Here is a 25494-nt window from a genome sequence, read left to right on the forward strand (position 1 = left end):
CGTGGCCGCCACCACAGCCTCACCGTCAAGCACAGCACCCCGCCACCACATTGCCGTCATCCCCTGCCGCTGGGGATCCTCCCGATTTCCGGGCAAGCCCCTGGCGCAGCTCGGGGGCAAGCCGCTGCTGTGGCACGTCCATCAGCGCTGGCTGGAGGCGAAGCGCCTCGACAGCATGGATCGTCGCCACCGATGACGAACGCATCGAGGAGGCATGCCACGAACTGGGCATCAAGTGCCTGCGCACCGGAGAACACCTCACCGGCACCGATCGCGTCGCGCAGTGCGCGGAGCGCCTGCCCGCCGACGTGTCCATCAACGTCCAGGGCGACGAGCCGTTCCTCTCGCCCGCCGCGATCGACGCCGTCTGCGAAGCTCTGGAGCAGCTGGCACCCGGAACGCTCGCGGTGAACGCCTACACGGAGCTGGATGACCTCGGTGCCGTCCTGGACCACAACGTCGTCAAGGTCGTCGTCGATACACAGCACAACGCCCTGATGTTCTCCCGGCAGCCGATCCCCCATCCGCGAGGAGACAGGCCGAGCTACCGGCGGCAGCTCGGGCTCTACGGCTTCACGGGAACGGCCCTCAGCCTTTTCCGGCACCTCCCGCAGGGGCCGCTCGAGCCAGCCGAAGGCGTGGAGATGCTGCGCTTCGTCGAACACGGTCACGACATACGGATGCTCGCCGTCGAGGACGAGGGAATGGCGATCGACACACCAGAAGACCTCGCGAGGGCCGCCTCGCTTGTTCCTTCTCAACCGATCCGGTGACCGGTCCGGTTCCGGTGCAGAGATCCGCCGCGCCCAACGTCCTGCCGACCCGGTGCCGGCCGTCGCGTCCGTCCGGCATACGGTGCTCGACCGTCCGCTCAAAGCGGACCGGTTCCACGTCCCCTACCACCGGCACCGCCACCCCTTCTGCCGCACCAGCTTGGTGCACCCCGGGGTCTTTGTACGCGACAGGGAAGCTGCTTCCGGCCGTGCTCAGCATCGACGTGGTCGAGGTGCACGGGTCCCTGTCAGAGCACCACATCGTGCGTGCTCGGCTCGGCGGCGGCGTCCTGGCGGAGATCCTCAACGCTCTGTCTCCCGGACTGTCTGACGCAGCCGTTGACCGAAGCCACCACCGTCACGAGTCGGAGGGCCCACCCGCCGGAGCAGCGGCACCCTCGGCGTTTTGGCCACCGCGGTTCAGAGCCTGGCCCTTTGTGCGGCAAGGGTCGGTGCATCGCACATGCTCCGCCGCACGCTCTACCGCAAGGTTCGAAGTCCGTCCGAAACACGGGTGTTCGAAATCCTGGCGGGGTCGTTAAACCTCATGACCCAGCCGCGACGAAGGGGGAGCCACGTTGACCTCGGCCGAAACTCACGAGCAGCAGGACACCGCGCCGCCGTTTCCACCGCCGGCGGAGATCACCTACAGCGGGCAGTATTCCGTCAATCCGCTCGCCGAGGTGTCCTTCCGGCGGATGTGCGCGCAGATCCCCAAGGTGCTGCGCAGGATCGCCCGGCTGTCGTGGCGGACCGACCGGCGTGCGGTGCAGCTCCTGCTGGGTTGCCAGGTGATCACCGGTGTCTCGGCCGCCGTCCTGCTGACCGCGACGGCCGAGGCCATGGAACCGATCCTCTCCGAGGACGCCGTCGCCGACCGGCTGCGCAGCGCCCTGCCCGCGCTGATGGTGGTGGCCCTGGCCGCCGCGCTCAGCCGCGGCGCGGGGTCGGTAGCCACTTATGCCGAGCGGCGGATCACTCCCCGGCTGACCACGGAGACGGACAGCGCCGTGGTCGAGGCGGTGTGCCGGGTCGAGGCCGCCGCGTATGCCGTGGACGGCTTCTCGGACCGGCAGGAGGCCGCCGAGATGGGCGTGATCCGTACGCACGTGATGGTCACCGACGCCCAGCGGTTCATGTCCGCACTGATCCGCATGATCACCGCCGGCGGCGTGCTGTCGGTGCTGAACGTACTGATGCTGCCACTGCTGTTGCTCGCCGTGCTCCCGGCCGGCGTCGGAGCCGTTCTGACCGCCCGGGTGGACTACGAGACCCACTACGCCAACGTGGCCGACCGCAACGTGCGCGGCATGATGCGCTGGTGGGCCACCACCTCGAAGTACGGCGACGAAGTCCGCGCCAACTCGATGACCGACTACCTGACCTACTGGTACCGCGCCCTGTCCGATCGCTGCGACCGCCGCACCCTCGCCGCCGCGCCGCGGACCTTGCGGATCTCCCTGCTGTCCTCGCTGGCCGGCGGCTTCTTCCTCGTCGCCGTCTGGGGAGCGCTGGCCTGGCTCGCCGTCAGCGGACGCATCGACCTCGCGGTCGCCGCCACTGCCGTCGTCGCCGTACAGACGACGCTCGCCGCCCTGTCACAGGTTGTCATCAACGGCGCCGCCGTCTTCCACACCAGCCTCTACCTCGGCGACATGCAGTCCTTCCTCGACGACGCCGCAGACCGCGCTCCCCAGCGCGGCCCCCGCACCGTGACCGGCCCGGTCGAGGAAATCACTCTCGAAGAAGCCGTCTATCAGTACCCGGGCAAGGACAAGCCCGCGGTGGACGGCGTGTCCCTCACGCTGCGGCGCGGCGAGATCCTCGCGATCGTCGGAGCGAACGGCTCCGGCAAGTCCACCCTCACCCGGCTGATCACCGGCATCTACCTGCCGGACAAGGGCAAGGTGGCATGGAACGGCACGGACCTTACCGAGGTCGCCCCCGCCACCGTGTGGGCGAACACCGGCCTGGTGCCACAGATCTTCGCCCAGTGGCCCCTGCGCGTGAGGGAGAACATCACCCTCGGCCAGCCCCGCACCCACGACGACACACCCGTGTGGGAGGCCGTCGACGCGGTCGGCCTGCGCGAGGCCGTCGATGACCTGCCTGCCGGCCTGGACACGCTCCTGGCCCGCGACATCTTCGGCGGATCGGAACTCTCCGGCGGCCTGTGGCAGCGCGTCGCCTGTTCCAGGGCCCTGTACCGCAAGCCCGGTCTGCTCATCCTCGACGAGCCCACCTCCCAGATGGACCCCCGCGGTGAACACGGCATCTTCGAACAGATCAAGGCCATCGCCGCCGACCGCATCACCATCGTGGTCACCCACCGCCTTGAAAACACCAAGATCGCCGACCACATCATCGTGATGGAACACGGCCGGATCACCGAACAGGGCAGCTACGACGACCTCATCCACGCCGGCGGAACCTTCGCCGAACTCCTGGAACTGTCCCAGGACCGCTGACCTGCCCCTACCAACCTGCAGGATCCGCGACTTCATCAGCAGTGAAGGCCGTTCGTCAGCAGTGCATCAGCAAATCCGCGGCTGCCTGAGCAACGGCTACGGTCGGCAGTTGTCGACAGGGGCTGTCCGACGGCTCTCCCCCGCGCGTTCCCGCCGGGCCGCGATCAGGGCCAGCACCCCGAGCACGATCAGTCCGGGTGCGCCGGAGACCGGATAGAGAATCTGCAGCGGCACGCCGATGGCGAGCAGATACCAGCCCAGCTGTGCCGGGAGCCTGCCGGTGTCACGGGCGATACGTTGGCTGAGTGTGCCCAGGGCGAGGAGGCCGAACCCTGCGAGGAAGAACCACATCTCGTACTCGCGCTGGGGGTTTCCGGGGACGGCGTTCCAGAACCCGTCGCGGGCCACATCATCGAAGGTGCTGGAGGCGATCAGGGCGACCGCGAAGTGCACTGCGGTCAGTCCCATCACCAGTCGGGGAATCACCCGGGTCATCGTCAGCTTCCTCGCCTCGTACGGTCCTTGACTCTGCTGATGGCACGGCACCGGTCCCGGCGGCGAGTGGCGGCGGCGACGTATGCCGTCAGCCCGCCAAGCGTCAGACACAGCGGCGAGTACAGAGCCAGGTCCCAGCGGGTGAAATCGGTCGGCCGACTGGTCAGAGCGGAGGAAACCAGACCAGCCGCACCCCGCAGAAGCAGCACGCCTGCAACGCCCCACGCGCCCTGATGCACCAGGCGACGCGGCCGAACTTGCGGGACCAAGTCGGCCCGGGCCGCGATCACATAGGACGCCGCCCCGAGCGCCGCCGCGACTGCGGCCGTCAACTCCGGTGCGGGCAGGTCGGCTTCGGCGACACCAACGACCGTACGGGCGAACTCGGCTCGGCTGGCCAGTGGCCAGGGAGAGAAGGTCCAGATCCCGTGCAGTGCCCCGACCGCGCCGAGGCCGACTGCGGCCGTCCCACCAGCGAGTTTCGTCAGCTTCATACTGCCCCCAGCCATGTCCGTACAGGCCTGTATGGAACGACCATACAGTACTGTACGGACATGGCTAGACGGCACCTCACCCCCCAGGACTGGTCGACTGCGGCGCTGCGCGCGATGGCACGCGGCGGAGTCGCCGCAGTGTCGGTCAACGCGCTCGCGGGCGAGCTGGAGGCAACACGGGGCAGCTTTTACTGGCACTTCAAGGACCGCGATGCGCTGCTGAAGGCCGCGCTGGAGGCGTGGGAACGGGACGACACCACGGCGCTGATCGAAGAGTTGGGCGATATCACCGACCCCCGGCAGCGGCTGACGGCCCTGTTCACCATCGCGCTGGGGCAGGAAGACATCAACGGACTGGAGCCGGCGATCGTCGCCCACGCCGATCACCCCGCCGTCGCCCCGGTCCTGCGCCGGGTCACCGAGCGGCGGATCGCCTACCTCACGGACCTCTACACAGACCTGGGCCTGGCCCCCGCCTCAGCCCGGCGTCAGGCAGTCGCCACGTACGCAGCTTTCCTCGGATGGCTCGAACTGCGCCGCTCCGCCCGCGACATCGTGCCCGAAGTCGCCGCCACCGGCGCCATCGCCACTGCCGCGCTTGAGCACCTCATCACCGGGCTGGCCCGACCCTCCATGCACCAGGCGGAGCCGGAGCAAAGCGCGCCACCGTCCCCGATGGCCGCGCCCGCCCGCGAACCGGAAACTGGTCAGCACTGACACGGTCCCATCTGCCTCCACTGACCGTGACCACCGACGATGCCGCAATGGCACAGGTTGCTCGTGATCAGCCACCTGGCCTTGGCTCATTGAGCCCGGATTTCGATGTTTCCCCTGCAAACAGTGCACACCGAATGGCGGACCCTACACAACCCCGACAGAGGAGCCGTTCATGATCACCGCCGAGAAACCCCTGCGGGACGGCCGCGCTGTGGTCGACTCCCGGGGTATGTACCTGCTGCACCTGCGCGACGCGAACAAACCCATTTGCGACCCGGGTACGTGGAGCATTCCGGGAGGCGACCGCGAGGGAGTGGCCTCCTGCCGGGAGGCAGTCGAGCGGGAGCTGCGGGAGGAGACCGGCCTGACCGTGCCGCTGGAGGAATTCACCGTCGTGGGCAGTGTCAGCCCACACGGAACGAAGGGCCGCATCCCGTTGCCCACCTGCGCGATGCCGACCCGTACGACCTGATCTACTCGGTCAGCGGTGTGCACTTCGCGGACCCGCGTCGGCTCCTGCCGGCACTGGCCAACGGGCTCCGGCCGGGCGGCGTTTCATCTTCAGCGCGCTGCACACCAACTCCCACGGCGCCGGCCCCTCGGCCGCCGTGGTCGCACGGCCCGAGATCCTGCGGCTGCCCGGCACCACCGAGGAGCTCCCCGGACACATGTGGGTCCTCACCCCAGAGCTGTGGAAGGACCTCCTCGTCGAGCACGGCCTCATCCTGGACCAGGTCACCGCGATCGACGCCCCGCAGCCGGACCACGCCCTGTCGTACCGGCTGTACCTGGCTCACCGCCCATAGCGGGTGCCGAGCCGTACCCGCACCAGTGCACCGCCCCCGCCCAATGCGGCACTCGGTGTCGGCGTGATCGTGCACGGCCTGGACGGTCTCCTGCCTGGCCGTCACCGGCGAGGTATCTGGGAGCCGGCCAGCGGGGCGGCGGAGCCAGGCGAGACCTTCGCCGAGGCCGCCGCACGCGAACTCGCCGAGGCAGCCCGTCTCGTGGTGGACCTCACCGACGTGCAGGTGCCGGGCACACTCTCCTGGACCGGGTGAGCGTGTCGTCCGAGTGACGATGCCCGTGCCCGTCACCCGCTGGTCCAGCGCCCCGCAGCAGCGCAAAGAGGCCATCGGAGCCTGGCATTTCTGGCCGCGAAACACCCTGCCCCGACCAGTGTCCGTTCCGAGCGCCCAGTACCTGACGGCACGGGACCCATCCCTCCCCCTCCACCACTTCCCCATCGCCTTCCAGCCCCACCACTCCCCCCGCCACGCCCCCTCCAGCGACGCCGGAGACGAACCTGCCGTATCCAACAGGAAACCATCACCATGACCGCACATCGCCCCCCCTCGCCGCCGTCCCTTCTCAAGGTCTTCGCACACCCGGACAACGAATCCCTCCTGGCCGGCGGCGTCCTCGCACAGCACGCTACCGACGGCGCGAACACCGCTGTCGTCACCGCCACTTGGGTGCCCGACGGTCACCGCGCGGCCGAACTCGCTGACGCCCTGGCAGTTCTGGGCTCCGGGTACCGAGGATGGTCGGCTTCACCGACGCCCGGCATCCCCGAGTCCGCCCCCACCGGCCCCGGCTGGTCGACGCCTCGATCGACGACGTGGTGGAACGGATCGTCGGACACATCCGCGACATGCGGCCGCAGCTCGTCGTCACCCACGCCGCCCACGGCCGCTGACCGGCCATCCCGACCACGTCCGCACCCACCAGGCGACCGTCCTCGCGGTGTACACCGCAGACCTCGAACACCTCTACAGCCCGACGCGGGAGCACCCCGGCAGCCCCAGGCCCTGTTACGCAGCCACACGCACCCACAGGGAGTGTCAACTTGACACACCGGCCAGCCGACTTGGAAGGATCCATGGTGGTCAACCTCCAACCCTGTCCCCCGTCGCGGGACCGACCTCACCCGCTGTGCACCTCCTGGGTACGGCGCAGGACGGCGTCCCGGCTGGAGTGGTCACGCTCGTGGCCCGCGGAGGGACTGCCAGATGCGTTCCGGCAGGGCTCGGGAAGCGTGGCGGAGGTCGATGGCGGGGTCGCCTGCCAGCCAGCGTCGGGCGGTTTCTGCGACGGGACCGATGAGGAGCATCTCTGTGAGCGGGTCGGGGAGGTCGACGACGCGTCCGGCTTGGACATGCGGCCGTAGCCAGGACAGGAGGCGCTCGATGCGGGGCGCCTTGGCCGCTGCGATTGCCGTCGTGTGGGCGGGGAGGAAGCCCGCGTAGGCGGAGGCGTGGATGAAGCGGGCTTTGGCCGGTTGCTCCTCGGCGAACCGCAGATAGGCGACGACCACCGCATGCACCCCGGTACGGGCGGTCCTGGTCCGCTCGAGCGAGGCGATCAGCGTGTCGAGCAGGTCGGCCATGCAGCGGCCGTAGAGGGCGGCGGCGAGTCCGTCGAAGCTGCCGAAGTGGTGGTAGAGGCTGCCCAGGCTGATTCCGCTGGTGGCAATCACGGCCTGCACCGTGAAGCCTTCGGGGCCCTTGTGCTCGTGGACCTCCAGAGCGGCGGCGAGCAGGCGCCGGGCGGTCTCCTTACCGCGCTGCTGCTTAGGCGACACCGGGCGCTCCGGACGGTGGCGGGGTCCGTGGCAGGCCGCTCAGGTCGAGCGCCTGCGCCCAGACCTGCTGCGCGAGTGCGACGTCGCGCGCCATGGGAGCCAAGGGTGTCTCCTTGTCGATGTGGAAGTACCGTCCGGTGGGATCCGTGACGCCCTGCGCCAGCCGGACGACGGGGGCTGCTCCGGTTCGCGGCGACTTCCACAGCAGTTTCATCGCCTTGAGTACGTAGCCGGGCACGCCGACCCGGTCGCCCAGCCCGGTGCGGATCACTCCGGGATGCACAGCGTTGATTCTCACCCCGGCCTCGCTCCAGTGTTGCGCGAACAGGGGAACCAGCAGCAGGTTGCACAGCTTGGTGTCCGCGTACGTGCGCAGAGGGTGGAAATCGGCGCCCGTGGGCGTGCGCTCCAAGTCCACGTGCCCCTTGGTGTACAGCCCGGCGCTGACCTGCACAACGCGTGCCCGGGAGGACACCAGTCGAGGCTCCAGGAGGTGGTTGAGGACGAACGGCGCAAGATGGTTGGTGACGAATGCCTGCTCAAGACCGTTCTCGCCGCGGAGCAGGCGGCTGGGCCAGATGCCGGCATTGTGGACGAGCACATCGATACGAGGGCAGGCGGTGAGCAGCGCCTGCGCTGCGGAGCGGATGCCGGAGAGCTCGGAGAGATCCCCGATGGCGAGGGCCACATCCGAACCGCCCAGGGTCCCGAGGGCCGAGCGGGCCATCTCACCGCGTTGCTGGTCGCGCGCGACGAGGACGACCCGGTAGCCCTGGCGCACCAGCTCTTGTGCGACGGCGTATCCGATTCCGCGGTTGCCGCCCGTGACAACGGCTGTCGGTGTCGAGCTCATGCGCTCTACCATAGAGGTCTCTATAACTAGATTCTAGAGAATCATTCTGGATCGCTTCATCCTTGGACCGGAGACCAGACGATGACCGCTGCCACCCGCGACCTGTTCGACCGCTACCACGCGTGCTGGGAAGCCCGCGACCCTGATCGGATCGCTGAACTCCACACGGTCGACTCGGTGTTCCATCTGCACTCGGGTCAGCCCCCCGCGCGCGGGCTGCCATCCGTGAGGCGGCGGCCGGCATGTTGGAGCATGTTCCCGACCTGACGTTCGAACTTGTCTCGCTTCGCGTCGGGGAGGACTTCTGGGTTGTCCAGTGGAAGGTGACCGGGACGTCGGCGTCCGGCGCCGGAGTCAACGTCGACCTCGCGGACTTCGTCCTTGTCGAGAACGGGGCGGTGAAGGAGAAGCACTCCTACGTCGACGGAGTGGCGATGCAGGCCGCGCTTGCGCCCGCCGAGGGTGCCTCCTGACTCACACCGACATGAAAGTCGTCGGGGTGGAGTGGTGCACGGCCTCTCCGTGGCAGGTTGCACGGTCGCGTCCACGGGCGTGCGAGGCCGGGGCACGGTGAGTGGCAGGCCCACGTAGCGAAGCGGTCGACTACGAGGGAGCCCGGGACGCGCCAGAGGACGCGGCTGCTACTTGGCCTTCGGGGAGGATCGGTCCGGCTTTTGGCGGTAGCGGTCAGTCTGCGCTGAGCTGGTTCGGAACGCGGCCGGAGGCGCGGAGTTCCTGTAGGTCGGGGATGTGGTTGTAGAGGGTGCCGGGGGTGGCGGTGTCCAGGCGTTCGTGCAGAGAGCAGAAGCCGATCTCGCGGCGGCGGAGTTCGCCGACCATGTTGACCAGGTCCTTGAGGGACCGGCCGTAGCGGTCGAGCGCGGGGACGAGGCGGCATGCGCATGGCGGTGGCGGGTGAGGGGGTGCTGGCCTTTCTTCGCGCTGGTGGTTGTCTGAAATTGGTCCTGCAGTGATCGTCATGGCGAGGGGTAAGTACCCCCGGTCAGTAGGCCAGTGCGGTCATGTGGTCGGGGTGGTGGGCGGCGACGTCGTGGGCGGCTTGGACGAAGGCGGCAACGGCTGCGGATCGCGAGGTCTCCGGCCAGGCGACCATGACCGCGCTGGGACTGAGGCCGGTGACCGGCCGGTATGCGATGTCCGGGCGCTGGTGCCGCTTGGTGGTGGAGAGTGACAGGAACGCCACCGCCTGGCCCAGCGCGACCACCTCCAGGAGTTGCTCGACGCTGGCCACGAGCGGCCCCTCAGGAGTGTCGGCCGGCGCCAAGCCTGTGTGGCCATCGCCTGCTTCCGCTCCGTCGCATCCTGTGTAGTAGGCGGTGGTGGAGGGGGCGGCCCCTTTCCAGCGTGGGATCGGTTCGCCCTTGAGGTCGGTCAGCCGCAGTCGCCGGCGTCCGGCCAGGCGGTGCGCGGCGGGGAGAACTGCCAGTCGCGGCTCGACCACGAGTGTCTGGGAATCCAGCCCTTGACCGTCGAACGGGCTGCGCAGCAGCGCTACATCGGCACGGCCGTCCCGCAGCATGGCGATCGGCTCTCCGCTGCCGCCGACGACGACTTCAGGCGGCGGCAGATGCGAACCCGTTCCCCGGTAGGCGGCGAGGATCTCCCGCAGCAGCCCGGCATCGCCTCCCGGCTTGACCGCCACGACGAGCTGGGGTGTCGGCTGACCGGCCCGGCGTGCACGCCGGGCCGCCGCGTGCACCGCGTCGACCGCGATCCGGGCCTGGTCGAGCAGCACCTGACCGGCGTTGGTCAGCCTCACCTGCCGGGTGGTGCGTGCGGCGGCGGAGCGGCGTGAGGACGGCCCGACGGGCGCCTTTCTGGCCGAGGACGGGCCGATTCCCTGGTGAGACCATGCCGCGCCGTCTCCGCCCGAAGCCTGCCGGGGTGTTTTCAACCTCCGCCGTGACGATCACTGGCCTCTTGTGTGGCGCCCATCCCCACGGGCCTTACTGGTAGTTGGTGGGCGCACAAGCCAAGACGGGCACGGGGTGAGCACTCATCTCGCGGAGTCAGCGTCAAGGGCTGAGCCGCAGGTCAGCCGGTGGTTTCCATCGCGGTTGTGTGCTCGTCGTGTTCACGCAGCATGCGCATGACGGTGGCGGGTGAGGGGGTGCTGGCCTTTCTTCGTACCGGTGGTGATGACGAGGCGTTTGGCAATGTCGCGCAGGCTCATCTCCTGCTCGCGCAGGTGGAGGGCCATGGACAGCATCGACTCGTCGGTGACGCCCGCGGACCCTGCCGCTCGGCCGGGTCGGCCCGTACCAACTGCAGGCCGCCATCGCGGCCGTGCACGACGAGGCCGAGGACACCGTCGCCACCGACTGGCCCCAGATCCTCGCCCTGTACGAAATCCTGCAGCGGTTCGGGCCGAACCCGATGGTTTCCCTCAACCGCGCGGTCGCCGTCGCCATGGTCCACGGCCCGGCCGCGGGACTCGACCTGATCACCGCACTGGAGACCGACAACCGCACGGCCCGCCACCATAGCCTGCTCGCCACCCGTGCCCACCTCCTTGAACTCCTTGGCGAACACGGGGCCGCGGCGGCCCCCACCGCGAAGCCGCCCGCCGCACCACCAGCACCCCCGAACGCCGCCATCTCAGCGCCCGCGCCCACCGCCTGGAGTCCCGCGCGTGACGCGCCGTGGCGACGGAGGGGTGGGCGCGAGCGCTGCCCCGCTTGAGATCGTCCGCCACCCTGTCGTCAAAGGATCGTTTGCCGACACTTGAGAGCCGTGGTGTCAGCGGCCAGGCATATCTTCGGCGGCGAGTCTGTCAGCGGCTGACGAGAAGGCCGTCCACCAGGGCCCGGAGCCCGTCCCGGTAGGTGTCCTCAGCGGTCAGCGGAGCCCAACGGTCTGCGGCCTGTGCCAAGCGGGGTAGCTCGCTCGGGTCGAGATCGGCGAAGACGTGCTCCCGGTAGGTCGCACGGTCATCGTCTGCGCGCCGTCGGGCCGCTGTTGTCCTGACCACGATCTCTCCGGCGGTGTAGTACCAGATCGCACGGTAGCCGTGCACGGCCCTGTCGAGGGAAAGGCCGCATTCGACCAGGCCGTCGACGATCTGCTCGACGAACCACAGCGCGCTCGTGGACAGCAAGTCGTCGGCGGTCAGTACCTCCACGATCCAGGGGCAGGCGGCGAGCGCCTCGTGGATTGCGGTGGCGGCCACGATGATCCGCTCGCGAGGGTGGGCTGGCAGTTCCGGTCGGCGCAGGGTCCGGGCGGCGTAGTCGTCCAGCAGGAGGACGAGCAGTTCCTCCTTGTCGCGGACGTGGTGGTAGAGCGCCATCGGCGTACTGCCGACTTCCGTGGCCAGCCGCCGCATGGTCAGCCGGTCCACGCCTCCCTCATCCACGATCCGGCGGGCTGTCTCAATGATCTCCTCGCGAGAGATACGGGGGGGTCGGCCCAGGGTTTTGCGCGGTGCGGACGGTTGCGGCATGCCCCCCATCATTCCCCAGGTGTCGACAACGGCGAACCCCGACGCTAACTTTTCTTACATGTATAAAAACTCTCGCGGGAGGCCCGGAGTGGTGCTGGCGGCTGCCGCCGTCGCCCAGTTCGTCGTCGCCCTGGACATGTCCGTGGTCAACGTCGCATTACCCGCGATCCGCACGGCGCTGGGATTCGCGCCGCTCGACCTGTCGTGGGTCGTGCACGTATATGCGCTCACGTTCGGCGGGTTCCTGCTGTTGGGGGGACGCGCTTGCGACCTGTACGGCCGGCGTCGGATGTTCGTGCTGGGGCTGACCGTCTTCGGGCTGTGCTCGCTGGTGGGCGGGCTGGCCCAGGATCCCTGGCAACTGATCGCCGCACGCGCCGGTCAGGGCCTGGGCGCCGCCGCAGCCGCGCCGGCCGCGCTGGCGATGCTCACCACCACCTTCACCGAAGGCCCCCAGCGCGTCCGGGCACTGGGGGTGTGGAGCGCGGTGAACGCCGCGGGCGGCGCGCTGGGCGTGCTGGCAGGTGGACTGCTGACCGAGTACGCGGGCTGGCGCTGGGTCATGCTGATCAATCTGCCCATCGTCGCGGCGGCTCTCGCGCTCATCCCCGCAGGGGTGCCCGCCGGGGCATCACCTGCCCGGCGCGAGAGACTGGACGCACTGGGCGCCGTCCTGGCGACAGGCGGAGTCGGGCTGTTGGTGCTCGGTGTCGTCCGCACCGACACCCTGGGCTGGGGCTCCCCGGCCACGTGGGCGACCCTCGCCGCCGCAGCTGTGATGCTGGGCATCTTCGCTTTCGCCGAGGCGAGGGTTGCTGCACCGCTGCTGCGCCTCGGCCTGCTGCGCAGCCGCTGGGTCGCCGGCGCGAACGTGCTGGTGTTCCTGGCCGCGGCCGGGCAGTTCACGGCGTTCTACTTCGTGTCCCTGTACATGCAGCAGGTCCTGGGCATGGGTCCCGCAGCGACCGGCACCGCATTTCTGCCCTTCTCCCTGGGCCTGGTCGCGGGAACCATCGTCGCTACCCGCGTCACCGCGTCCCGCACCCCCCGTGTATCCCTGGTGCCCGGCGCCCTGCTGGCCGCCGCGGGCCTGGCCTGGTTCGCCCTCATCAGCCCCGACGGCAGCTTCCTCGCCGACGTGCTCGGCCCGTCCCTCGTCACCAGCGTCGGTGCCGGGCTGGTCCTGGCTCCGGTTGCCGCCGCCGCGACCACCGGCGTCGCTCCGCGTGAGGCCGGCATGGCCAGCGGCCTCATGAACAGTTCGCGCCAACTAGGCGGCTGCATCGGCCTGGCTGCCCTGGCCACCATCGCCGCGCACCACACTGGCACGACCGCCGACCCCGCCGCGCTCAACGACGGCTACGCCCTGTGCCTGGCCATCGCCGCCGCCATCTTCGTGCTCGCGGCAGTCGTGGCCATCGGTGTACTGCCGCGCTGCCGAGCAGTCACCCCTGTCCCGCGATCCACCGGCCCCGCAGAGAACCAGTTGGAAGGAACTCCGTCATGACGACCACCACCGTCGACCTGTTCGCCTCGGCGCTGCATTTCCACCCCGACGGCGACGTCCGAGCCGTCGAACGGCAGATGACGAGCAGCAGCTCCGGCGCCTGGCAGATCGCCACGTTCCACGTGGAGACCAACGCCGACGTTCACGCCGACCACTGGGAGATGCACCCGGAGGCCGAAGAAGCGGTGTGCTGCCTGACCGGCGGCATCCGCCTCTACTTCCGTCCCGACGCGCCCGGCGGGACCGAGGGCATGGTGCAACTGCAGGCAGGCGCCGCTGTGATCGTCCCCCGCGGCCGCTGGCACCGCCTGGAACTGGACGCCCCCAGCGACCTGATGTCGATCACCCTCCGCCACGGCACCCGCCTCGAAAAGCGCACTGACACCCACTGATCGGAGGTGGCCCGGTAAAAGGGCTGCCGGGCCACCACGAACCTTGCCCGAGGGCTTGGCGGCGCCTGGCCCCGCCAGCACAAGGGTGTTCATCGCGCTTGCCGGGGACATCGCGCACCCAGCCGGCCCCACAAGATGACGAACGTGCAGCACAGCACAGTTGTCCACGGCGTCAGCTGAGCCCTCAGTCCGTCATCGCCCTGGAGCGGGGGCCGGTTCACCCTCGGGGGTGCGCGGCACGGGCACGGCGGCGGCGCGGGCGGTCAGGTCCAGGTCGAGGCGACGGTTCATGTCCAGCTCGAACCGGCCGTTGGGGTTCACGTGCGTCCAGAACAGCGGGGACAGTGCCCTCCGGTCCGCGTCAGTGAGGGTGTCGGCCCACTTCGGATCGGCGAGGACCTGCTGCACCGCGACCGATGCCCGTTGCGCAGCGCGGTGCGCGTGTCGCGGCCCTATCCGCGAGGACGTGACCTGGCAGGGCAAGGCCCGACAGGGCTTCGACCTCGACAGCTTCGACATCGACTGGGCCGCACAGCAGGTCACCTGCCCGCAAGGGCACCGCAGCGCCCGCTGGAAACCCCATATCGGCCGGGCCGGATATCCGCAGACCAACGTCTTCTTCGCACCCCCAGCACTGCATCCCCTGCCCGGTCCGCCAGCGATGCACCCGTTCGAAAACCGAAGCCCGCAAGCTCGCCCTGGGACCACGTGAGGAACATGAGGCGATCCGGCACGCCCGCCAGGCACAGCAGACCACCACCTGGTGGCTGCACTACTCAACCCGCGCCGGCATCGAGGCCACCATCGGACAAGGAATCCGCCGCTGTGGCCTACGCCGAACCCGCTGCCGCGGACTGGAGAAGACCCGAACCCAACACGTCCTCACCGCCGCCGCACTCGACCTCATCCGCGCCGACGCCTGGCTCACCGGAACACCACTGGCCACTACCAGGACCTCCCGCTTCACCCGACTCCGTTCCGCATAGCCGACGAAAATCACCAACAGTGTCCCGAAAGTGAGACAGGGCCGTTGAGGGTTCCGGCTCACTTTCAGTGCCGGAGTCACGGAGGGTCACCACTAGTGCGATCACGAACGGGCTCGCGCCGAGAGAAATGCAGTGACGGATTCGCTGATGCTGGTGGGTGCCACAATCCCGGCGATGGCCTCGCCCGGACATCACCGACGCAGTCCGGGCTTCGTACGCGGCGATCACGGCCGCTCCCCGGCCCTGGTCATCACCCCAGTCGGATCGGGCCGATCGGACCGCCGGCCACTGAGTCATGGCAAGCAAGGCATTGAGAGTTGGAGCAGCGAGTCATGCTCTGGTCTGCGGTCATGGCGTCGACCGCTGCGGCGAGGGCTTCCTTTGCCGGATAGGCCCGCCACTGGGAAGCGCCCACTCGAGCTGTGCGTGCCAGTGGCCGCAGCCACGGCTCCAGGCGGGGGAATCCCTCCGAGCAGGATCCTGTCTCCACCATGTAGACCCTCCCGTCGGCGTGGCGGGCCCAGCGGATGGGGAGCCTTCGGCCGGACTGCTGTTCAGCCAGGTGGAGCGCGGTCATCCGGTTCAGTCCGACACCGAGCAGGAGCACGGCGCCGTTCCGTTCGGCAAGAGTGCGCACTGGCCCGTACACGTCGGCCGGGCTCTGTGCCGCGACGAGTTCGGCAGCCTGTGGTCCGAGCGCGGCGAAGGAGTTGAGCGGGTGTCGGCCGCGCGTGGCCTCCCGACGGGCGATGAGCCGGGTTGGTAGTACTCCCATGCCCGAGTTGATGACGCCGCAGTCGACGGTGTAGTACGCAGGTGTCTCCGGCGATACCGTCACCTCAGGCAGAGTCGTGTAGTCAATGCCGTTGCGGGACAGGCGCATTGTGTCTGGCGGTGCGACGCCGAACTGAGGTTCGGTGAATGACGGGACGAGGACTGTGCAGCCGCGGGAGAGCAAGGCATCCAGGATTGCGTCCGCCCCGCCCTCCACAGGTTCGCCAAACGATCGAAGCGACGCATGTACCATGACTGGCTGGTGGGCCAACGCCAGTTCGTCGATCGTTGCGACGAGTTCCTTGGCAGTGATCGTCACGATGTCGCCTTTCTCGCTGTCCGGTGGACCATGTGAGTTGTGAGTGGCTCTGTTAGCTGGTGAAGCTCCTCAGGCGATGTGGCCTGCGTCTGGGACGTGACCGTTTTGTAGGTGATGGAGTGCCGAACGGGACGCCAGCGTTTCGGGGTGGTCATCTCCGAGCACCTGTCCACGGGCCCGCGCAGTTCTCTCGCACTCGGCCATCGCCTCGCTCCACCTGCCTTGTAGAGACAGGACCCATCCCAGCTCATGATGAACGGACAGCGTGTGGTGGTGGTTGTCTCCAAGTACCCGCAGACGGGCCTCGAGCAACTGCCGGTACATCGCCTCCGCCTCGGCGTACCTGCCGCGCTTTGCCGTGATCCACGCCAGTTCGTGGAACGTCGCCAGTGTGTGCGGGTGTTCCTCGCCGAGTTCCTGTCGTCGGATGCGTAGGACAGGCCGCAGTTCTGCTTCGGCCTCCTCCAAGCGACCCTGGTTGGCGATCGCCCAGCCAAGTTCATGTCTGGTGGTCAGCGTGTGGACGTCGTTCTCGCCGAGCAGCCTCTGACGAGAAGGCAGAACGCGCCGGTAGCCGCTCTCCGCCTCTCCCCACCGTCCCTGGGCGGCGGCGATCCAGGCCAGCTCGTGGCGAGTGTCCAGCGTTTCGGGATGGTCTTCCCCAAGCACCTGTCGACGCACGGCGTAAACCCGCTGGAACATGGCCTCCGAGTCGACCAGGCGCCCCCTGGTGGCTGTGTTCCATGCGAGGTGGTGCCGCAGTTTGAGGATCACTGGATGATGCTGGCCGAGGCTAGATCCACGGGTCAGAGCCAGACGGTACAAGTCTTCGCCGACATCGATGGCTCCGCTCTGCTCGATGGCGGCGCCAGTGGTGCAGACAGCTGAGATCAGCGCGGTGAGGGATTCCTGCGCGAGGCGCGGAGCAACGGTGTCCAGCATGGCGTGCACATGTATGCCGAGCAGTCGGAAGCGCGGCCAGTCGGCCGGCATGTACCAGCGCAGGCCAGAAAGAGCAAAGGTGATGAGGCGGACGGCGACGCGCCGGACGAGACGCGCATCCGGCTCGCCTGGGCGCGTGACCTCTGATGCCATGTGGATGCGATTCGTTTCAGCCATCAGCGGGTGGAGAACGACCGCCGTCTGCTGGCCGCACACCCGCACCTCGATCAGGCCCATTGCGTTCAGGCCGTGCAGCGCGTCCTCCACCAGCGAGTCTGCGTCTTCGTCGTTCCCGGCAGCGAAAGGCCCAGGGGCTTGTGGCCGGAGCACGCACGCGAGGCGGCGGGCGTCCAGCAAGTCGAGCGGGATAAGGGTGGCCGGGGCCCAGCAGGAGAGCAGACGCAGCAGTGCACGCGCATGCGGCACGCCGCGTCGCGCCAGGCCGTCCAGGGAGATCTCCCACGTCCGCATCACCACTGCGCGCGCCTCTGCCTGGGGGGCATCCAGTAACCGTGCCCCCTCACGGGTGTCGAGTATGTGGTGATAGTCGGCGAAGGTTCGCCACCGGGCAACGGGTGAATACAGGTAGGCTCCGGCCAGATGTAGCGCCAGTGGCAGCCCGCCCAGCCGCCGGGCCAGTCGTCGCGCCTCGGTCTCGTCTCCTGCCCCGGGGGCCAGACCGAGCAGTACTCGGGCGCCTTCGGCCTCGTCCAATGGTCCTATCCGGTACACCAGGGCGTGCCGCCCCCACGTTCGCTGCTCGGCATTTCGGCTGGTCACCACAGTCAGTCCGCGCCGTGACGGGCGCATCCAGCCCGTTCCGTCACTCACGGCTGCTGGGCCGCTCGGAAATCGGCCGCCGCCGTTCGGCTCGTTATGTCGATGCACCCCGGCAAGAACCTCGGGGTCGTCGGCGTTGTCGAAGATCAACAGCCATCCGGGGGATGCTCGCTCCAGCAGCGCCCAGAACCGGTCTGGAGCGTCCGGCGCCCCCGACGCCACCGCCTGTAGGTCCGCCGACGTAGCACCCAACTGCCGCATCACGGAGACCAGCCCGGCTGCAAGGCTCAGATGGTCCGCAGCCGAGACCCACCACACCCGTCTGGTCAAGCGTCCCGCCCTTCCTCTGCGAAGGGCGTGCTCAGCCAGCGCCGCCGCAACCGTCGACTTCCCGATACCGCCCATCCCCGCCAGTATCACGATCGCCACTGGCGGCCTACGCAGCCACTTCCGCAGCTGTGCCATCACCTCGTCACGGCCGTGCGTCTCGAACGGCAGTCTCCCTGTGGGCGGCGCCACCGACTCGCCGAATACGGTGGGCCCTGTCGGCACCGGACCCTGACGGTGCTCCAGAACTTGGGCCCGCAACTGCAGCCACGCCAACCCCAGCCCGGTGCACGTCCCCAACGTGCCTACGGCGCTCCACACCAGGCCCGCGTCCACAATTCCCTCCTGGGAGAGCACTCACACGACTGCGCAAAGCATGCTTTCAACCGTTCCCCTCCGCATGCACCCGCGCGAGGGCGCAATCGGGGGAGCGCAGGGAGCGCCTCGGAGCATCGAGTACCCGCTGCAGGGGATCGCTTCACCGCCACAACTGCGATCATGAACGGCCGTGGGTGATGCACTGCTCCACGACTTGTGGTTCCACCATGTCGAAGGTGTTGTGATTGAAAGCATCGTGCCCGACCGCGAGTTGGTGGTCGTACGGGCCCGCGCGTCAGCGGAGCGGGCGGTGTGCCCCGCCTGTGGGACGGCATCTGCCCGGGTGCACAGCCGGTACGTACGTCGGCTCGCGGACAGCGCGGTCGGCGGTCGACCGGTGGTGGTTGAGTTACAGGTCCGGCGGTTCCGTTGCCGAGAACGGGCCTGCCAGCAGGCGACGTTCGCCGAACAGGTGGAAGGGCTGACCTTCCGACACGGGAGGCGAAGCACCGGACTGCAGACGGTGCTCGAACGGGTAGCGGTGATGCTGGCGGGCCGGGCCGGCGCCCGCCTGGCGGACACACTCGGGGTCAGGGCGAGCCGGTCGACGCTTCTGCGGCTGATACGCCGCCTGCCTGAGCCCGAAGTGCACACGCCGCGGGTGCTCGGGGTGGACGAGTTCGCGCTGCGCAAGGGGCACAACTACGGCACGATCCTGGTGGACATCGAGACACGCACCCCGGTCGATCTGCTGCCCGACCGGGAAACCTCGACGGTGGCCCGGTGGCTCACCGACCACCCCGGCGTCCAGGTGATCTGCCGCGACCGCTCAACCGCCTACGCCGAAGCCGGGCGGCTCGGCGCCCCGGACGCGGTCCACGTCGCGGACCGGTGGCACATCTGGAAGAACCTGGTCGAGGCCGTCGAGAAAACGGTTATCCAGCACCGTGCTTTGCTGCGCGAGCCGGAGGAGCCAGGCCCGGTTCGTCCCAACCCGGCCGAACAGATCACAGATCTGGAGTCACGTTCCGCAGGCGAGCCACGGCAGTCCGGGCGCCTGTCCGACCGGGTGCGCGAGCAGCACGCGGCCGTCCACGCCCTGCTGGATGAAGGGCTCGGGCTGCGGCCCATCGCCCGGCGGCTCGGCCTGGCCCGCAACACCATCCGCCGCCTGGCCCACGCGGCCACCGCGGACGAGCTCCTGGTCGGCCGCTGGACCGGGCGGACCAGCATCCTCGATCCCTACAAGCCCTACCTGCACCAGCGGTGGGCTGAGGGCTGCACCGTCGCCCGCCGCCTGTTCGAGGAACTCCGCGAGCGCGGCTACCACGGCGGCGAGAGCGTCGTGAAGAAGTACGTGCAACGGCTGCGCGAAGCCTTCCCGCACGACGATCCACCCCGCAAAGCCCCGTCCGTGCGCGACGTCACCAGCTGGATCACCCGCCGCCCCGACCGTCTCGACGACGACCAGGAGCGGCAGCTCAAGGCGATCCTCGCCCGCTGCCCCGAACTAGACCGGGCTGCCGAACACGTGCGGGCCTTCGCCGAGCTGATGAACAACCGCCAAGGCCAGGACCTCGACCAGTGGATCGAGCGCGTCCAGGCCGACGACCTGCCCTCCCTGCACGGCTTCGTCAACGGCCTTGGCCAGGACCGCGCCGCGGTCGTCGCCGGGCTCAGCCTCAGCTACAGCTCCGGCGCCGTCGAGGGCCACAACAACAAGATCAAGATGCTGTAGCGGCAGATGTTCGGACGAGCCAACTTCGACCTGCTCCGCAAGCGGGTCCTCCTCGCAGCGCGAGGCCGTTCATGATCGCGCTTGTGGTGGCCCTCCGTGGCCCCGGCACTGAAAGTGATCCAGAACCACGATTCACGCGTCGCCGACAACCCACCAAGGCTCCGATGATGCCCGCCCCTGCTCCGATTAGGGCTGCTGCTGTCTCGCTGTCCACGAGGCGCATTGTGACGGACAGCTCATGCGTCAGTCCCGGCCGGATCGGCGTCCGGCCGGCGGCCCTGAGGACCTGACGCGCGCGCTGTACACGGATGCGGTCGCAGCGCAGCGCCGTTGACGCAAGACATGACGAAAGGTCCCGCGCGGCCGTGATGACCACGCAGGGGGCTTGTCGGCTATCGGCGGTCATTGAAGGCCTGTACCGGCGGGAAGAGTCCGCGGGGTACGTACTGAGTAACGCGCACCCACGGGTCCATCACCCAGAATCAGGCCAGTGGACCCCCGGGTTCGTCCTGAAGCACCTTCAGTTCTCCCGAACCCGCGGGGGTCCTGGGGTGCCTGCCGGTAAGAATGGTGTCACCAGCCGCAGGTGGCGCCGCTCACCTCAGGGGTAGGCGTGTGCAGAATGGTGGGCCGAGATGTCCAAAGGCATCGGAGACCGCACGGGCGCGTCAGCGGCGCTTCTTCGCCGCCCGTGGCGGCAGGCGGCACAGCTTCGCGCGGAGCCGCTCGACCTCCTCGATGTTGCCAGCCTCGACGAGGAGTTCTATCGCACGACGCCATGCCTGGCGCGTCTGGGCGAGCCGGCCCTGCATTGCCCGGACGTCACCGGTCCAGTGCAGGACACACGCCTCGTAGTACGGGCTGTTCCATGGGCGTTTGTACAGTTCCGCCGCGACATGTCCGTCCTTGTCGGCTGCGCAGGAGCCCGGGATGCGCTGCTTCGCCCGGTCGCGTTCAACTTGTGGAGAGGCAGAATTCCGAGGCGGCGTTGTTCAGGTCCCGTGGTCTGATTCTGTCCACCGTGTGACAAAGCGTGTTCGTCGACGTGCTCCGTGACTGGATCCGTCCCGGTCCTTCGGTTGCGGGCTGAAAGCTCCGGCTCGCCAACAGACGAGCTGGTCGGGTGGTTGGTTTCGGGGCTCCTGGTCGATGCTGTGCGCACGGCGGCCGCGGGCAGGTACGACGAAGTCATCGAAGTCCTCACGGATGAAGGTGATGGCAATCGGGCGTCCACTGTGGCTGCGTTGATTCTGGTCCTGGGCGGCGGCCAGGACGGCGAAGGGGCCTTGTGTGTGCTGGGATGGTTCGTGGTCATGGGTGTGAGCTGGAGGGTGTGAGGATTGCCTGGGTGGTGAGGTAGGCCTCCAGTGCCTTGGGAGCCAGGGGCGGGGAGTAGTAGAAGCCCTGGCCGTAGAGGCAGCCGAGTGAGTGCAGCCGCTGTGCTTGGTGGGGGGTTTCGATGCCCTCTGCGATCACGTCCAGGTCGAGAGCGTCTCCGACCTGGAGGATGGCCTGGATGAGGCTCGTGTCGACATCGCCGCCGCCTCGCAGGACGAAACTCTGGTCGATCTTGACGGTGTCGGTCGGCAGGTCGCGCAGGTAGGCCAAGGAGGAGTACCCGGTTCCGAAGTCGTCGATGGAGACACGCACACCGAGGTCACGCAGTGCGCGAATGTGGGGGGATGTGGTCTCGGCGTCGGTGACGAGGGTGCTCTCGGTGATCTCGAGGACCAGGGAGGCCGGGGGGAACGCGGTCTCGTGCAGGATCTGCCGCACAGTGTCGGGGAAGCGGTGGTCCTTGAGCTGCCGGCCGGAGATGTTGACGGCCACGCTCAGGGCCTCGGCTTTCGGGACGGTGTCGTGCCAGTGCCGGCCGTGGCGGCAGGCTTCGCGCAGTACCCAGGCGCCGATGGGGCGAATCAGGCCTGTCTCCTCAGCCACGGGCACGAACACCTCGGGCGGGGTGGGGGATCGGCCGCCCCGCTCCCAGCGCACCAGGGCCTCCACGCTGGTGACCTGTCCGGTGGGCAGGTGGACGACCGGCTGGTAATGCACGGTGAGTTCGTTACGGGGCAGCGCGTAGCGAAGATCCTGGGCGATACGGGCCCGGCTCTGCCGTCCCAGGCTCATGGTCGGCTCGAAGAGTTCCGCGCGGTCGCGGCCGCGTTCCTTGGCCACGTACAAGGCGATGTCGGCGTTGCGGAGAGCGTCGTGGAACGTGGTCGGTTCGGTGATGGCGACGGCGCCGATGCTGGCGGTGACGAAGACGCTGCGATGGCCAGAGAGCGCGAAGGGCTCCTTGAAGCGGTCCAGGAACCGCTGGGCGTACGTCTCGGCGGGGATCTCGCTGAGGTCTTCGGCGAGGACGGCGAACTCGTCCCCGCCCATGCGGGCGATAGTGTCGCTGCGGCGTGCTGCGCCCAGGAGCCGGTGGCCGACGGTGATGAGCAGCTCATCGCCGACCGGATGGCCGAGGCTGTCGTTGATGTCTTTGAATCCGTCGAGGTCGATCAGCAGCAGGACAGTGTTGTGGGCCGCCGCGGGGCGGCTGAGGGCGTGATCCAGCCGCTCGAAGAACAGTGGCCGGTTGGCCAGACCGGTCAGTGCGTCGTGGAAGGCCTGGTGGGTGAGCTGTTGCTGCAGCGAGGTCTGCTGGCGCAAGGCGTCCTCGGCCATGCGGGCCCGGGCGCCGGCCTGGTCGGCCTGGGCTTCGGCGAACCGTGCCAGGAGCGTGATGCGCACGACCAGCAACACGGTCAAAGCGGCCACGATGCTCGCGATGGCCATGGTGTGTGTGTCCTGCCCGCGCACGCCGCCGACGTCCGCGATCAGCACGACCGGACCGAGGAGGGCGGGCAGGGTGAGGACACAGATACGGGCGCGGGACAGCCGCTCCCGGTTGCGCGGCACCAGCTGGGTTGTCCTGGCCATGGACGGATGCAGGGCGCCCGCGCCGAGCAGCGCATAGGAAGCCATCCACAGGGCATAGCAGACGTCGGCGGCGACCGGAGCGCCAGTCGCCGCCAGCGTGGAGTAGTACAACGCGTCGGCGACCAGCGTGGCACCCACCCACAAAGTGAACAGGGCGAGGGCTGGCAGGCGGACTCCCGAGACGAGTGCCAGCTTGGCGACCATGCCCAGCAGCAAGAGATCGGCCAGCGGATAGGCCAGGGAGACCGTCAGCGCCAGCGCCGACAGGTGGCCGCGCAGGTAGGGCATGACGATGAATGCCCATGCCAGGGTAGACATCCCCAGGGTAATGATCCCCGCATCCAGCACGGCCCCCCATCGCCAGCCCGAGCCCCGTGCCGCCATCAGGCTGACCAGGCCGGCAGCGAAGCATGGATAGGCCGCCAGATACAGCACGTCGGCCGGTGAGGGGAACGGCACCGGCGTGCCCGCGACCTGGAAGGCGCCGAAGATGGCATCCGCCCCCGTGAACAGCCCCATGCCGACAGCGAACAGATACCAGGAGTGGCTCGGGCGCGGCCGGTGCCACCGGACGCCGACCAGGATCGCGACCGTGGCACAGGCCGCCAGCACCGGGGAGAACAGGTGACGTACGGGCGCGGTGACCACGAGGTAGACCGTGATCACCGCGGCGCCGGCGGCCAAAAACCACCACCAGGCGTTCCTGCGCCTACGCAGCGCTTTGCTCTGCGCCTCCTGCATGACACCTCCGCGGACGTAACCCGTGGTCCTGGTGGCCGGGGTCGGATAGCCCACAGGGGCTGCCTGTACGCTCCACCCAAAGAGGACTCGGTAAAGATCGCAACCGCACCTCACGGCCGCGGAACCCGCCGTCGGCATGACGGTCAGCACCGTCCCGGCGCTTGGGCGGAGCCCTTCGAGGACTTGCCGTAGCGGTCCATCATGCTGCCGTAGGCGCCAAACTGCGGGACCTGCGGTTTTGCGGCGCAGGTCGACCAGGCCCAGCGGGTATGACTCGGTGCGACGGGGCGCCGTAGGCGTAGACCGTCTTCAGGATGGCGGTGTCCCGCAGGACCGCCAGGGCACCCTTGCGGCCCTGTCCCTTGCCCTTGGCGGGCCGGGCGTCGGCCGCGTCAAAGAGTGCCTGGACCCCGTCGTAAGTGAGCGGCCGGTGTGTCGGCGATCGCCCTCGTACTCCACCGTACGCACTGCCCGAGGAGAAGCAGGAAGCCATCAGTGCCCTGGGCGCCGGCGTCCTGGACGCGGCCCTGACTCAGCAAGAAGGAAGGGGATGGCACGCGACGGTCCAGGTCGAGCGGCGTGCGCCCTCACCCCATGGGCACCACCCGAATGGGAAACGACGATCGGGACGGTGACCACGCAGTGGCCGGCCGCGATCTTCTCCCCGCCTTTGGGGCCCCTCCGCCAACGCGCTCAACAGCCAGAACAACGACCTGTCCCGGCTGATAGGCTCCGCTTTCGGCGGTGCTTCCGCGGCAGCCGGTGGAATCAACCTGCTCGCGCTCCTCGACGCCGCGAGCTTCCTCATCTCCGCCGCATTGATTGCGGCAATCCCCACCGCACCACGGGCAGAGCTAACACCCTCCGCGCAGGTGGGTGGTGAAGCGCAGTCTGGGTTGGATCATGCACGCCCACCGCCTGGTCCGCGATTACGAACGCCTCCCGCAGCACAGTGAGGCCCTGATCACCTGGGCGGCGATCACCCTGATGACCCGCCGCCTGACACAGCTGACCCGCCAAGCGCTCCAGGCATGACCACCTGGGCGTACTGCTACGAAGGATCCCGGGGGCGTTGACGGTTCGGAGTCTCCGTCACCTCGATCCTCAGAATCTTCAAACCAGACGGGCTTCAGGCGCGAGAACCGGAGCAAACGGGCGGACACGTTCGCGGCTCGATGGACGCGAGGGTGAACGTATGGGGCAAACACCTCAAGCCCGACGGCCAGGAAAGTACTTACCGGCATAGACCGTCCCTAAATGCCCACTCGGAGGGCATTTAGAGCCGGTATGACGATCTTGTGGTCGCCTGATCGTGTGGGCTTGGGTGGTTCGGGCTGGTCGCGTGGCTTGGTCCTGCTGGGCTGTTCGGGTGAGTGACCGCAAGCCCTACAAGAGCGACCTGTCCGATGAGCGGTGGGCGTTGATTGAGCCGGTGATCGCGGCATGGAAGGCCGACCACCCGTCCCCGACGGGACATCAGGGCCGATATGAGATGCGGGAGATCGTCAACGCGATCCTGTACCAGGGCAGGACCGGCCGCCAGTGAGACTACTTCCCGCACGACCTGCCACCGAAGTCGGCCGTCTACTACTTCGCGGCCTGGCACGACGACGGCACGGACACGGAACCCACCTCTGCACGGACATGCGCCACTTCATCGACGGCCAGGACTGGCTGACCGTCGTCCAGCTACCCGCCTACGCCCCCGAGCTCAATCCCGTCGAAGGCATCTGGTCACTCCTGCGACGCGGCTACACCACCAACGTCGCCTTCACCAGCTCAGACCACCTCATCTGCACTGTCCGCCACGGCCTCCGCAAGATCCAGTACCGCCCCACACTCCTCGACGGCTGCCTTGCAGAAACCGGACTCGCTCTCCACCCCGCATAACT

The 25494-nt window shown here is 68.5% G+C and carries 27 protein-coding genes and 4 pseudogenes; 18 read left to right on the top strand and 13 right to left on the bottom strand.

The window, feature by feature from the left end; translation table 11 throughout:
• Position 1 precedes the first annotated feature (1 nt).
• From H4N64_RS46410 to H4N64_RS22800, 3 genes and pseudogenes are all read left to right on the top strand, one after another.
• A complete protein-coding gene (locus tag H4N64_RS46410) occupies positions 2–196 on the top strand; it encodes a cytidylyltransferase domain-containing protein (protein ID WP_336246774.1) in 195 nt (64 codons plus the stop codon).
• A gap of 40 nt (positions 197–236) precedes the next feature.
• A pseudogene (locus H4N64_RS22795) lies at positions 237–773 on the top strand (cytidylyltransferase domain-containing protein); the annotation flags it as partial.
• A 578-nt stretch (positions 774–1351) separates the two neighbouring features.
• Positions 1352–3241: an ATP-binding cassette domain-containing protein gene (locus tag H4N64_RS22800; protein WP_186284269.1), complete on the top strand. Its 1890-nt coding sequence runs from the start codon at positions 1352–1354 to the stop codon at positions 3239–3241.
• Between the two features lie 96 nt (positions 3242–3337).
• Here the strand turns inward: H4N64_RS22800 and H4N64_RS22805 are convergent, their stop codons facing one another.
• Together H4N64_RS22805 and H4N64_RS22810 are read right to left on the bottom strand one after the other, a co-directional pair.
• Positions 3338–3736: a DUF6463 family protein gene (locus H4N64_RS22805; protein ID WP_186284270.1), complete on the bottom strand. Its 399-nt coding sequence runs from the start codon at positions 3734–3736 to the stop codon at positions 3338–3340.
• A gap of 2 nt (positions 3737–3738) precedes the next feature.
• Entirely contained in the window at positions 3739–4230 is a 492-nt protein-coding gene (locus H4N64_RS22810; RefSeq protein ID WP_186284271.1) for a DUF3995 domain-containing protein, read from the bottom strand.
• Positions 4231–4290: 60 nt separating this feature from the next.
• Between H4N64_RS22810 and H4N64_RS22815 the strand changes: the two genes are divergently transcribed.
• From H4N64_RS22815 to H4N64_RS46790, 5 genes are all read left to right on the top strand, one after another.
• Positions 4291–4947, top strand: coding sequence for a TetR/AcrR family transcriptional regulator (locus H4N64_RS22815; RefSeq protein ID WP_186284272.1), 657 nt, complete (start codon positions 4291–4293; stop codon positions 4945–4947).
• Positions 4948–5119: 172 nt separating this feature from the next.
• Positions 5120–5419 carry an NUDIX domain-containing protein gene (locus tag H4N64_RS45335; RefSeq protein WP_260859889.1) on the top strand — a complete coding sequence of 100 codons (300 nt, stop codon included), beginning with the start codon at positions 5120–5122 and terminating at the stop codon, positions 5417–5419.
• 136 nt (positions 5420–5555) lie between these two features.
• Entirely contained in the window at positions 5556–5753 is a 198-nt protein-coding gene (locus H4N64_RS45340) for a hypothetical protein (protein ID WP_260859890.1), read from the top strand.
• Between the two features lie 3 nt (positions 5754–5756).
• Positions 5757–6008, top strand: a complete 252-nt coding sequence (locus tag H4N64_RS45345) for an NUDIX domain-containing protein (protein ID WP_336246775.1) — start codon at positions 5757–5759, stop codon at positions 6006–6008.
• Positions 6009–6490: 482 nt separating this feature from the next.
• Complete coding sequence (locus H4N64_RS46790; RefSeq protein ID WP_186284273.1) at positions 6491–6646, top strand: hypothetical protein; 156 nt, start codon at positions 6491–6493, stop codon at positions 6644–6646.
• Between the two features lie 282 nt (positions 6647–6928).
• On the opposite strand, the gene H4N64_RS22830 is transcribed toward H4N64_RS46790, so the two are convergent.
• Positions 6929–7531 (bottom strand): TetR family transcriptional regulator, encoded by a 603-nt coding sequence (locus tag H4N64_RS22830; RefSeq protein WP_186284274.1) that lies wholly within the window; start codon positions 7529–7531, stop codon positions 6929–6931.
• Positions 7521–8384, bottom strand: coding sequence for an SDR family NAD(P)-dependent oxidoreductase (locus tag H4N64_RS22835; protein ID WP_222109282.1), 864 nt, complete (start codon positions 8382–8384; stop codon positions 7521–7523). The genes H4N64_RS22830 and H4N64_RS22835 overlap by 11 nt, the downstream gene beginning before the upstream one ends.
• 242 nt (positions 8385–8626) lie before the next feature.
• Between H4N64_RS22835 and H4N64_RS45355 the strand changes: the two genes are divergently transcribed.
• A complete protein-coding gene (locus tag H4N64_RS45355) occupies positions 8627–8857 on the top strand; it encodes a nuclear transport factor 2 family protein (RefSeq protein ID WP_260859891.1) in 231 nt (76 codons plus the stop codon).
• Between the two features lie 214 nt (positions 8858–9071).
• Here the strand turns inward: H4N64_RS45355 and H4N64_RS46795 are convergent, their stop codons facing one another.
• The 3 genes from H4N64_RS46795 to H4N64_RS22855 form a co-directional block, all read right to left on the bottom strand.
• Positions 9072–9224, bottom strand: coding sequence for a hypothetical protein (locus H4N64_RS46795; RefSeq protein ID WP_418896282.1), 153 nt, complete (start codon positions 9222–9224; stop codon positions 9072–9074).
• A 163-nt stretch (positions 9225–9387) separates the two neighbouring features.
• Positions 9388–10164, bottom strand: a complete 777-nt coding sequence (locus H4N64_RS22850; protein WP_186284277.1) for a LysR substrate-binding domain-containing protein — start codon at positions 10162–10164, stop codon at positions 9388–9390.
• Between the two features lie 315 nt (positions 10165–10479).
• Positions 10480–10614 carry a hypothetical protein gene (locus tag H4N64_RS22855; RefSeq protein ID WP_260859892.1) on the bottom strand — a complete coding sequence of 45 codons (135 nt, stop codon included), beginning with the start codon at positions 10612–10614 and terminating at the stop codon, positions 10480–10482.
• A gap of 20 nt (positions 10615–10634) precedes the next feature.
• On the opposite strand from H4N64_RS22855, the pseudogene H4N64_RS22860 reads away from it, so the two are divergent.
• Positions 10635–11041, top strand: a pseudogene (locus H4N64_RS22860) (RNA polymerase sigma factor); the annotation flags it as partial.
• A gap of 137 nt (positions 11042–11178) precedes the next feature.
• Here the strand turns inward: H4N64_RS22860 and H4N64_RS22865 are convergent.
• Positions 11179–11847 carry a TetR/AcrR family transcriptional regulator gene (locus H4N64_RS22865; protein WP_186284278.1) on the bottom strand — a complete coding sequence of 223 codons (669 nt, stop codon included), beginning with the start codon at positions 11845–11847 and terminating at the stop codon, positions 11179–11181.
• Positions 11848–11905: 58 nt separating this feature from the next.
• Between H4N64_RS22865 and H4N64_RS22870 the strand changes: the two genes are divergently transcribed.
• Both H4N64_RS22870 and H4N64_RS22875 read left to right on the top strand, forming a co-directional pair.
• A complete protein-coding gene (locus tag H4N64_RS22870; RefSeq protein ID WP_186284279.1) occupies positions 11906–13354 on the top strand; it encodes an MFS transporter in 1449 nt (482 codons plus the stop codon).
• Entirely contained in the window at positions 13351–13746 is a 396-nt protein-coding gene (locus H4N64_RS22875) for a cupin domain-containing protein (protein WP_186284280.1), read from the top strand. Before H4N64_RS22870 ends, H4N64_RS22875 begins: the two co-directional genes overlap by 4 nt.
• A gap of 192 nt (positions 13747–13938) precedes the next feature.
• Here the strand turns inward: H4N64_RS22875 and H4N64_RS22880 are convergent, their stop codons facing one another.
• On the bottom strand, positions 13939–14154 hold the full coding sequence (locus H4N64_RS22880) for a Tn3 family transposase (RefSeq protein ID WP_186284281.1): 216 nt from the start codon (positions 14152–14154) through the stop codon (positions 13939–13941).
• Between the two features lie 58 nt (positions 14155–14212).
• On the opposite strand from H4N64_RS22880, the gene H4N64_RS44450 reads away from it, so the two are divergent.
• Positions 14213–14458, top strand: a complete 246-nt coding sequence (locus H4N64_RS44450; RefSeq protein WP_222109283.1) for a hypothetical protein — start codon at positions 14213–14215, stop codon at positions 14456–14458.
• Positions 14385–14732 carry a transposase gene (locus tag H4N64_RS46800; protein WP_418896283.1) on the top strand — a complete coding sequence of 116 codons (348 nt, stop codon included), beginning with the start codon at positions 14385–14387 and terminating at the stop codon, positions 14730–14732. The genes H4N64_RS44450 and H4N64_RS46800 overlap by 74 nt, the downstream gene beginning before the upstream one ends.
• Before the next feature lie 250 nt (positions 14733–14982).
• On the opposite strand, the gene H4N64_RS22890 is transcribed toward H4N64_RS46800, so the two are convergent.
• Together H4N64_RS22890 and H4N64_RS46415 are read right to left on the bottom strand one after the other, a co-directional pair.
• A complete protein-coding gene (locus H4N64_RS22890) occupies positions 14983–15825 on the bottom strand; it encodes an AAC(3) family N-acetyltransferase (protein WP_336246778.1) in 843 nt (280 codons plus the stop codon).
• Positions 15826–15894: 69 nt separating this feature from the next.
• Complete coding sequence (locus H4N64_RS46415; protein WP_186284282.1) at positions 15895–18210, bottom strand: tetratricopeptide repeat protein; 2316 nt, start codon at positions 18208–18210, stop codon at positions 15895–15897.
• A 256-nt stretch (positions 18211–18466) separates the two neighbouring features.
• On the opposite strand from H4N64_RS46415, the gene H4N64_RS22900 reads away from it, so the two are divergent.
• On the top strand, positions 18467–19930 hold the full coding sequence (locus H4N64_RS22900; RefSeq protein WP_336246786.1) for an ISL3 family transposase: 1464 nt from the start codon (positions 18467–18469) through the stop codon (positions 19928–19930).
• A 668-nt stretch (positions 19931–20598) separates the two neighbouring features.
• Here H4N64_RS22900 and H4N64_RS22905 read toward each other — a convergent pair.
• Positions 20599–20742 carry a hypothetical protein gene (locus tag H4N64_RS22905; protein WP_186284283.1) on the bottom strand — a complete coding sequence of 48 codons (144 nt, stop codon included), beginning with the start codon at positions 20740–20742 and terminating at the stop codon, positions 20599–20601.
• Between the two features lie 499 nt (positions 20743–21241).
• Positions 21242–23602 (bottom strand): EAL domain-containing protein, encoded by a 2361-nt coding sequence (locus tag H4N64_RS22910; RefSeq protein ID WP_186284284.1) that lies wholly within the window; start codon positions 23600–23602, stop codon positions 21242–21244.
• A gap of 879 nt (positions 23603–24481) precedes the next feature.
• Between H4N64_RS22910 and H4N64_RS22915 the strand changes: the two genes are divergently transcribed.
• The 3 genes and pseudogenes from H4N64_RS22915 to H4N64_RS22925 form a co-directional block, all read left to right on the top strand.
• Entirely contained in the window at positions 24482–24637 is a 156-nt protein-coding gene (locus H4N64_RS22915) for a hypothetical protein (protein ID WP_336246779.1), read from the top strand.
• Positions 24638–24971: 334 nt separating this feature from the next.
• A pseudogene (locus tag H4N64_RS46420) lies at positions 24972–25229 on the top strand (transposase); the annotation flags it as partial.
• Between the two features lie 17 nt (positions 25230–25246).
• Positions 25247–25492 (top strand): annotated as a pseudogene (locus tag H4N64_RS22925) (transposase); the annotation flags it as partial.
• Positions 25493–25494: the final 2 nt, after the last annotated feature.

Source organism: Streptomyces cupreus, assembly GCF_014257025.1.
GTDB lineage: Bacteria > Actinomycetota > Actinomycetes > Streptomycetales > Streptomycetaceae > Streptomyces > Streptomyces cupreus.

Coding starts and splice junctions, on each gene's coding strand:
- H4N64_RS22865 (WP_186284278.1), bottom strand. CDS start 11,847: ATGCCGCAACCGTCCGCACCGCGCAAAACCCTGGGCCGACCCCCCCGT.
- H4N64_RS46790 (WP_186284273.1), top strand. CDS start 6,491: ATGGTCGGCTTCACCGACGCCCGGCATCCCCGAGTCCGCCCCCACCGG.
- H4N64_RS46795 (WP_418896282.1), bottom strand. CDS start 9,224: ATGGTCGGCGAACTCCGCCGCCGCGAGATCGGCTTCTGCTCTCTGCAC.
- H4N64_RS22835 (WP_222109282.1), bottom strand. CDS start 8,384: ATGAGCTCGACACCGACAGCCGTTGTCACGGGCGGCAACCGCGGAATC.
- H4N64_RS22815 (WP_186284272.1), top strand. CDS start 4,291: ATGGCTAGACGGCACCTCACCCCCCAGGACTGGTCGACTGCGGCGCTG.
- H4N64_RS22805 (WP_186284270.1), bottom strand. CDS start 3,736: ATGACCCGGGTGATTCCCCGACTGGTGATGGGACTGACCGCAGTGCAC.
- H4N64_RS22810 (WP_186284271.1), bottom strand. CDS start 4,230: ATGAAGCTGACGAAACTCGCTGGTGGGACGGCCGCAGTCGGCCTCGGC.
- H4N64_RS22875 (WP_186284280.1), top strand. CDS start 13,351: ATGACGACCACCACCGTCGACCTGTTCGCCTCGGCGCTGCATTTCCAC.
- H4N64_RS45355 (WP_260859891.1), top strand. CDS start 8,627: ATGTTGGAGCATGTTCCCGACCTGACGTTCGAACTTGTCTCGCTTCGC.
- H4N64_RS22870 (WP_186284279.1), top strand. CDS start 11,906: ATGTATAAAAACTCTCGCGGGAGGCCCGGAGTGGTGCTGGCGGCTGCC.
- H4N64_RS45335 (WP_260859889.1), top strand. CDS start 5,120: ATGATCACCGCCGAGAAACCCCTGCGGGACGGCCGCGCTGTGGTCGAC.
- H4N64_RS22905 (WP_186284283.1), bottom strand. CDS start 20,742: ATGCAGGGCCGGCTCGCCCAGACGCGCCAGGCATGGCGTCGTGCGATA.
- H4N64_RS22910 (WP_186284284.1), bottom strand. CDS start 23,602: ATGCAGGAGGCGCAGAGCAAAGCGCTGCGTAGGCGCAGGAACGCCTGG.
- H4N64_RS22855 (WP_260859892.1), bottom strand. CDS start 10,614: ATGCTGTCCATGGCCCTCCACCTGCGCGAGCAGGAGATGAGCCTGCGC.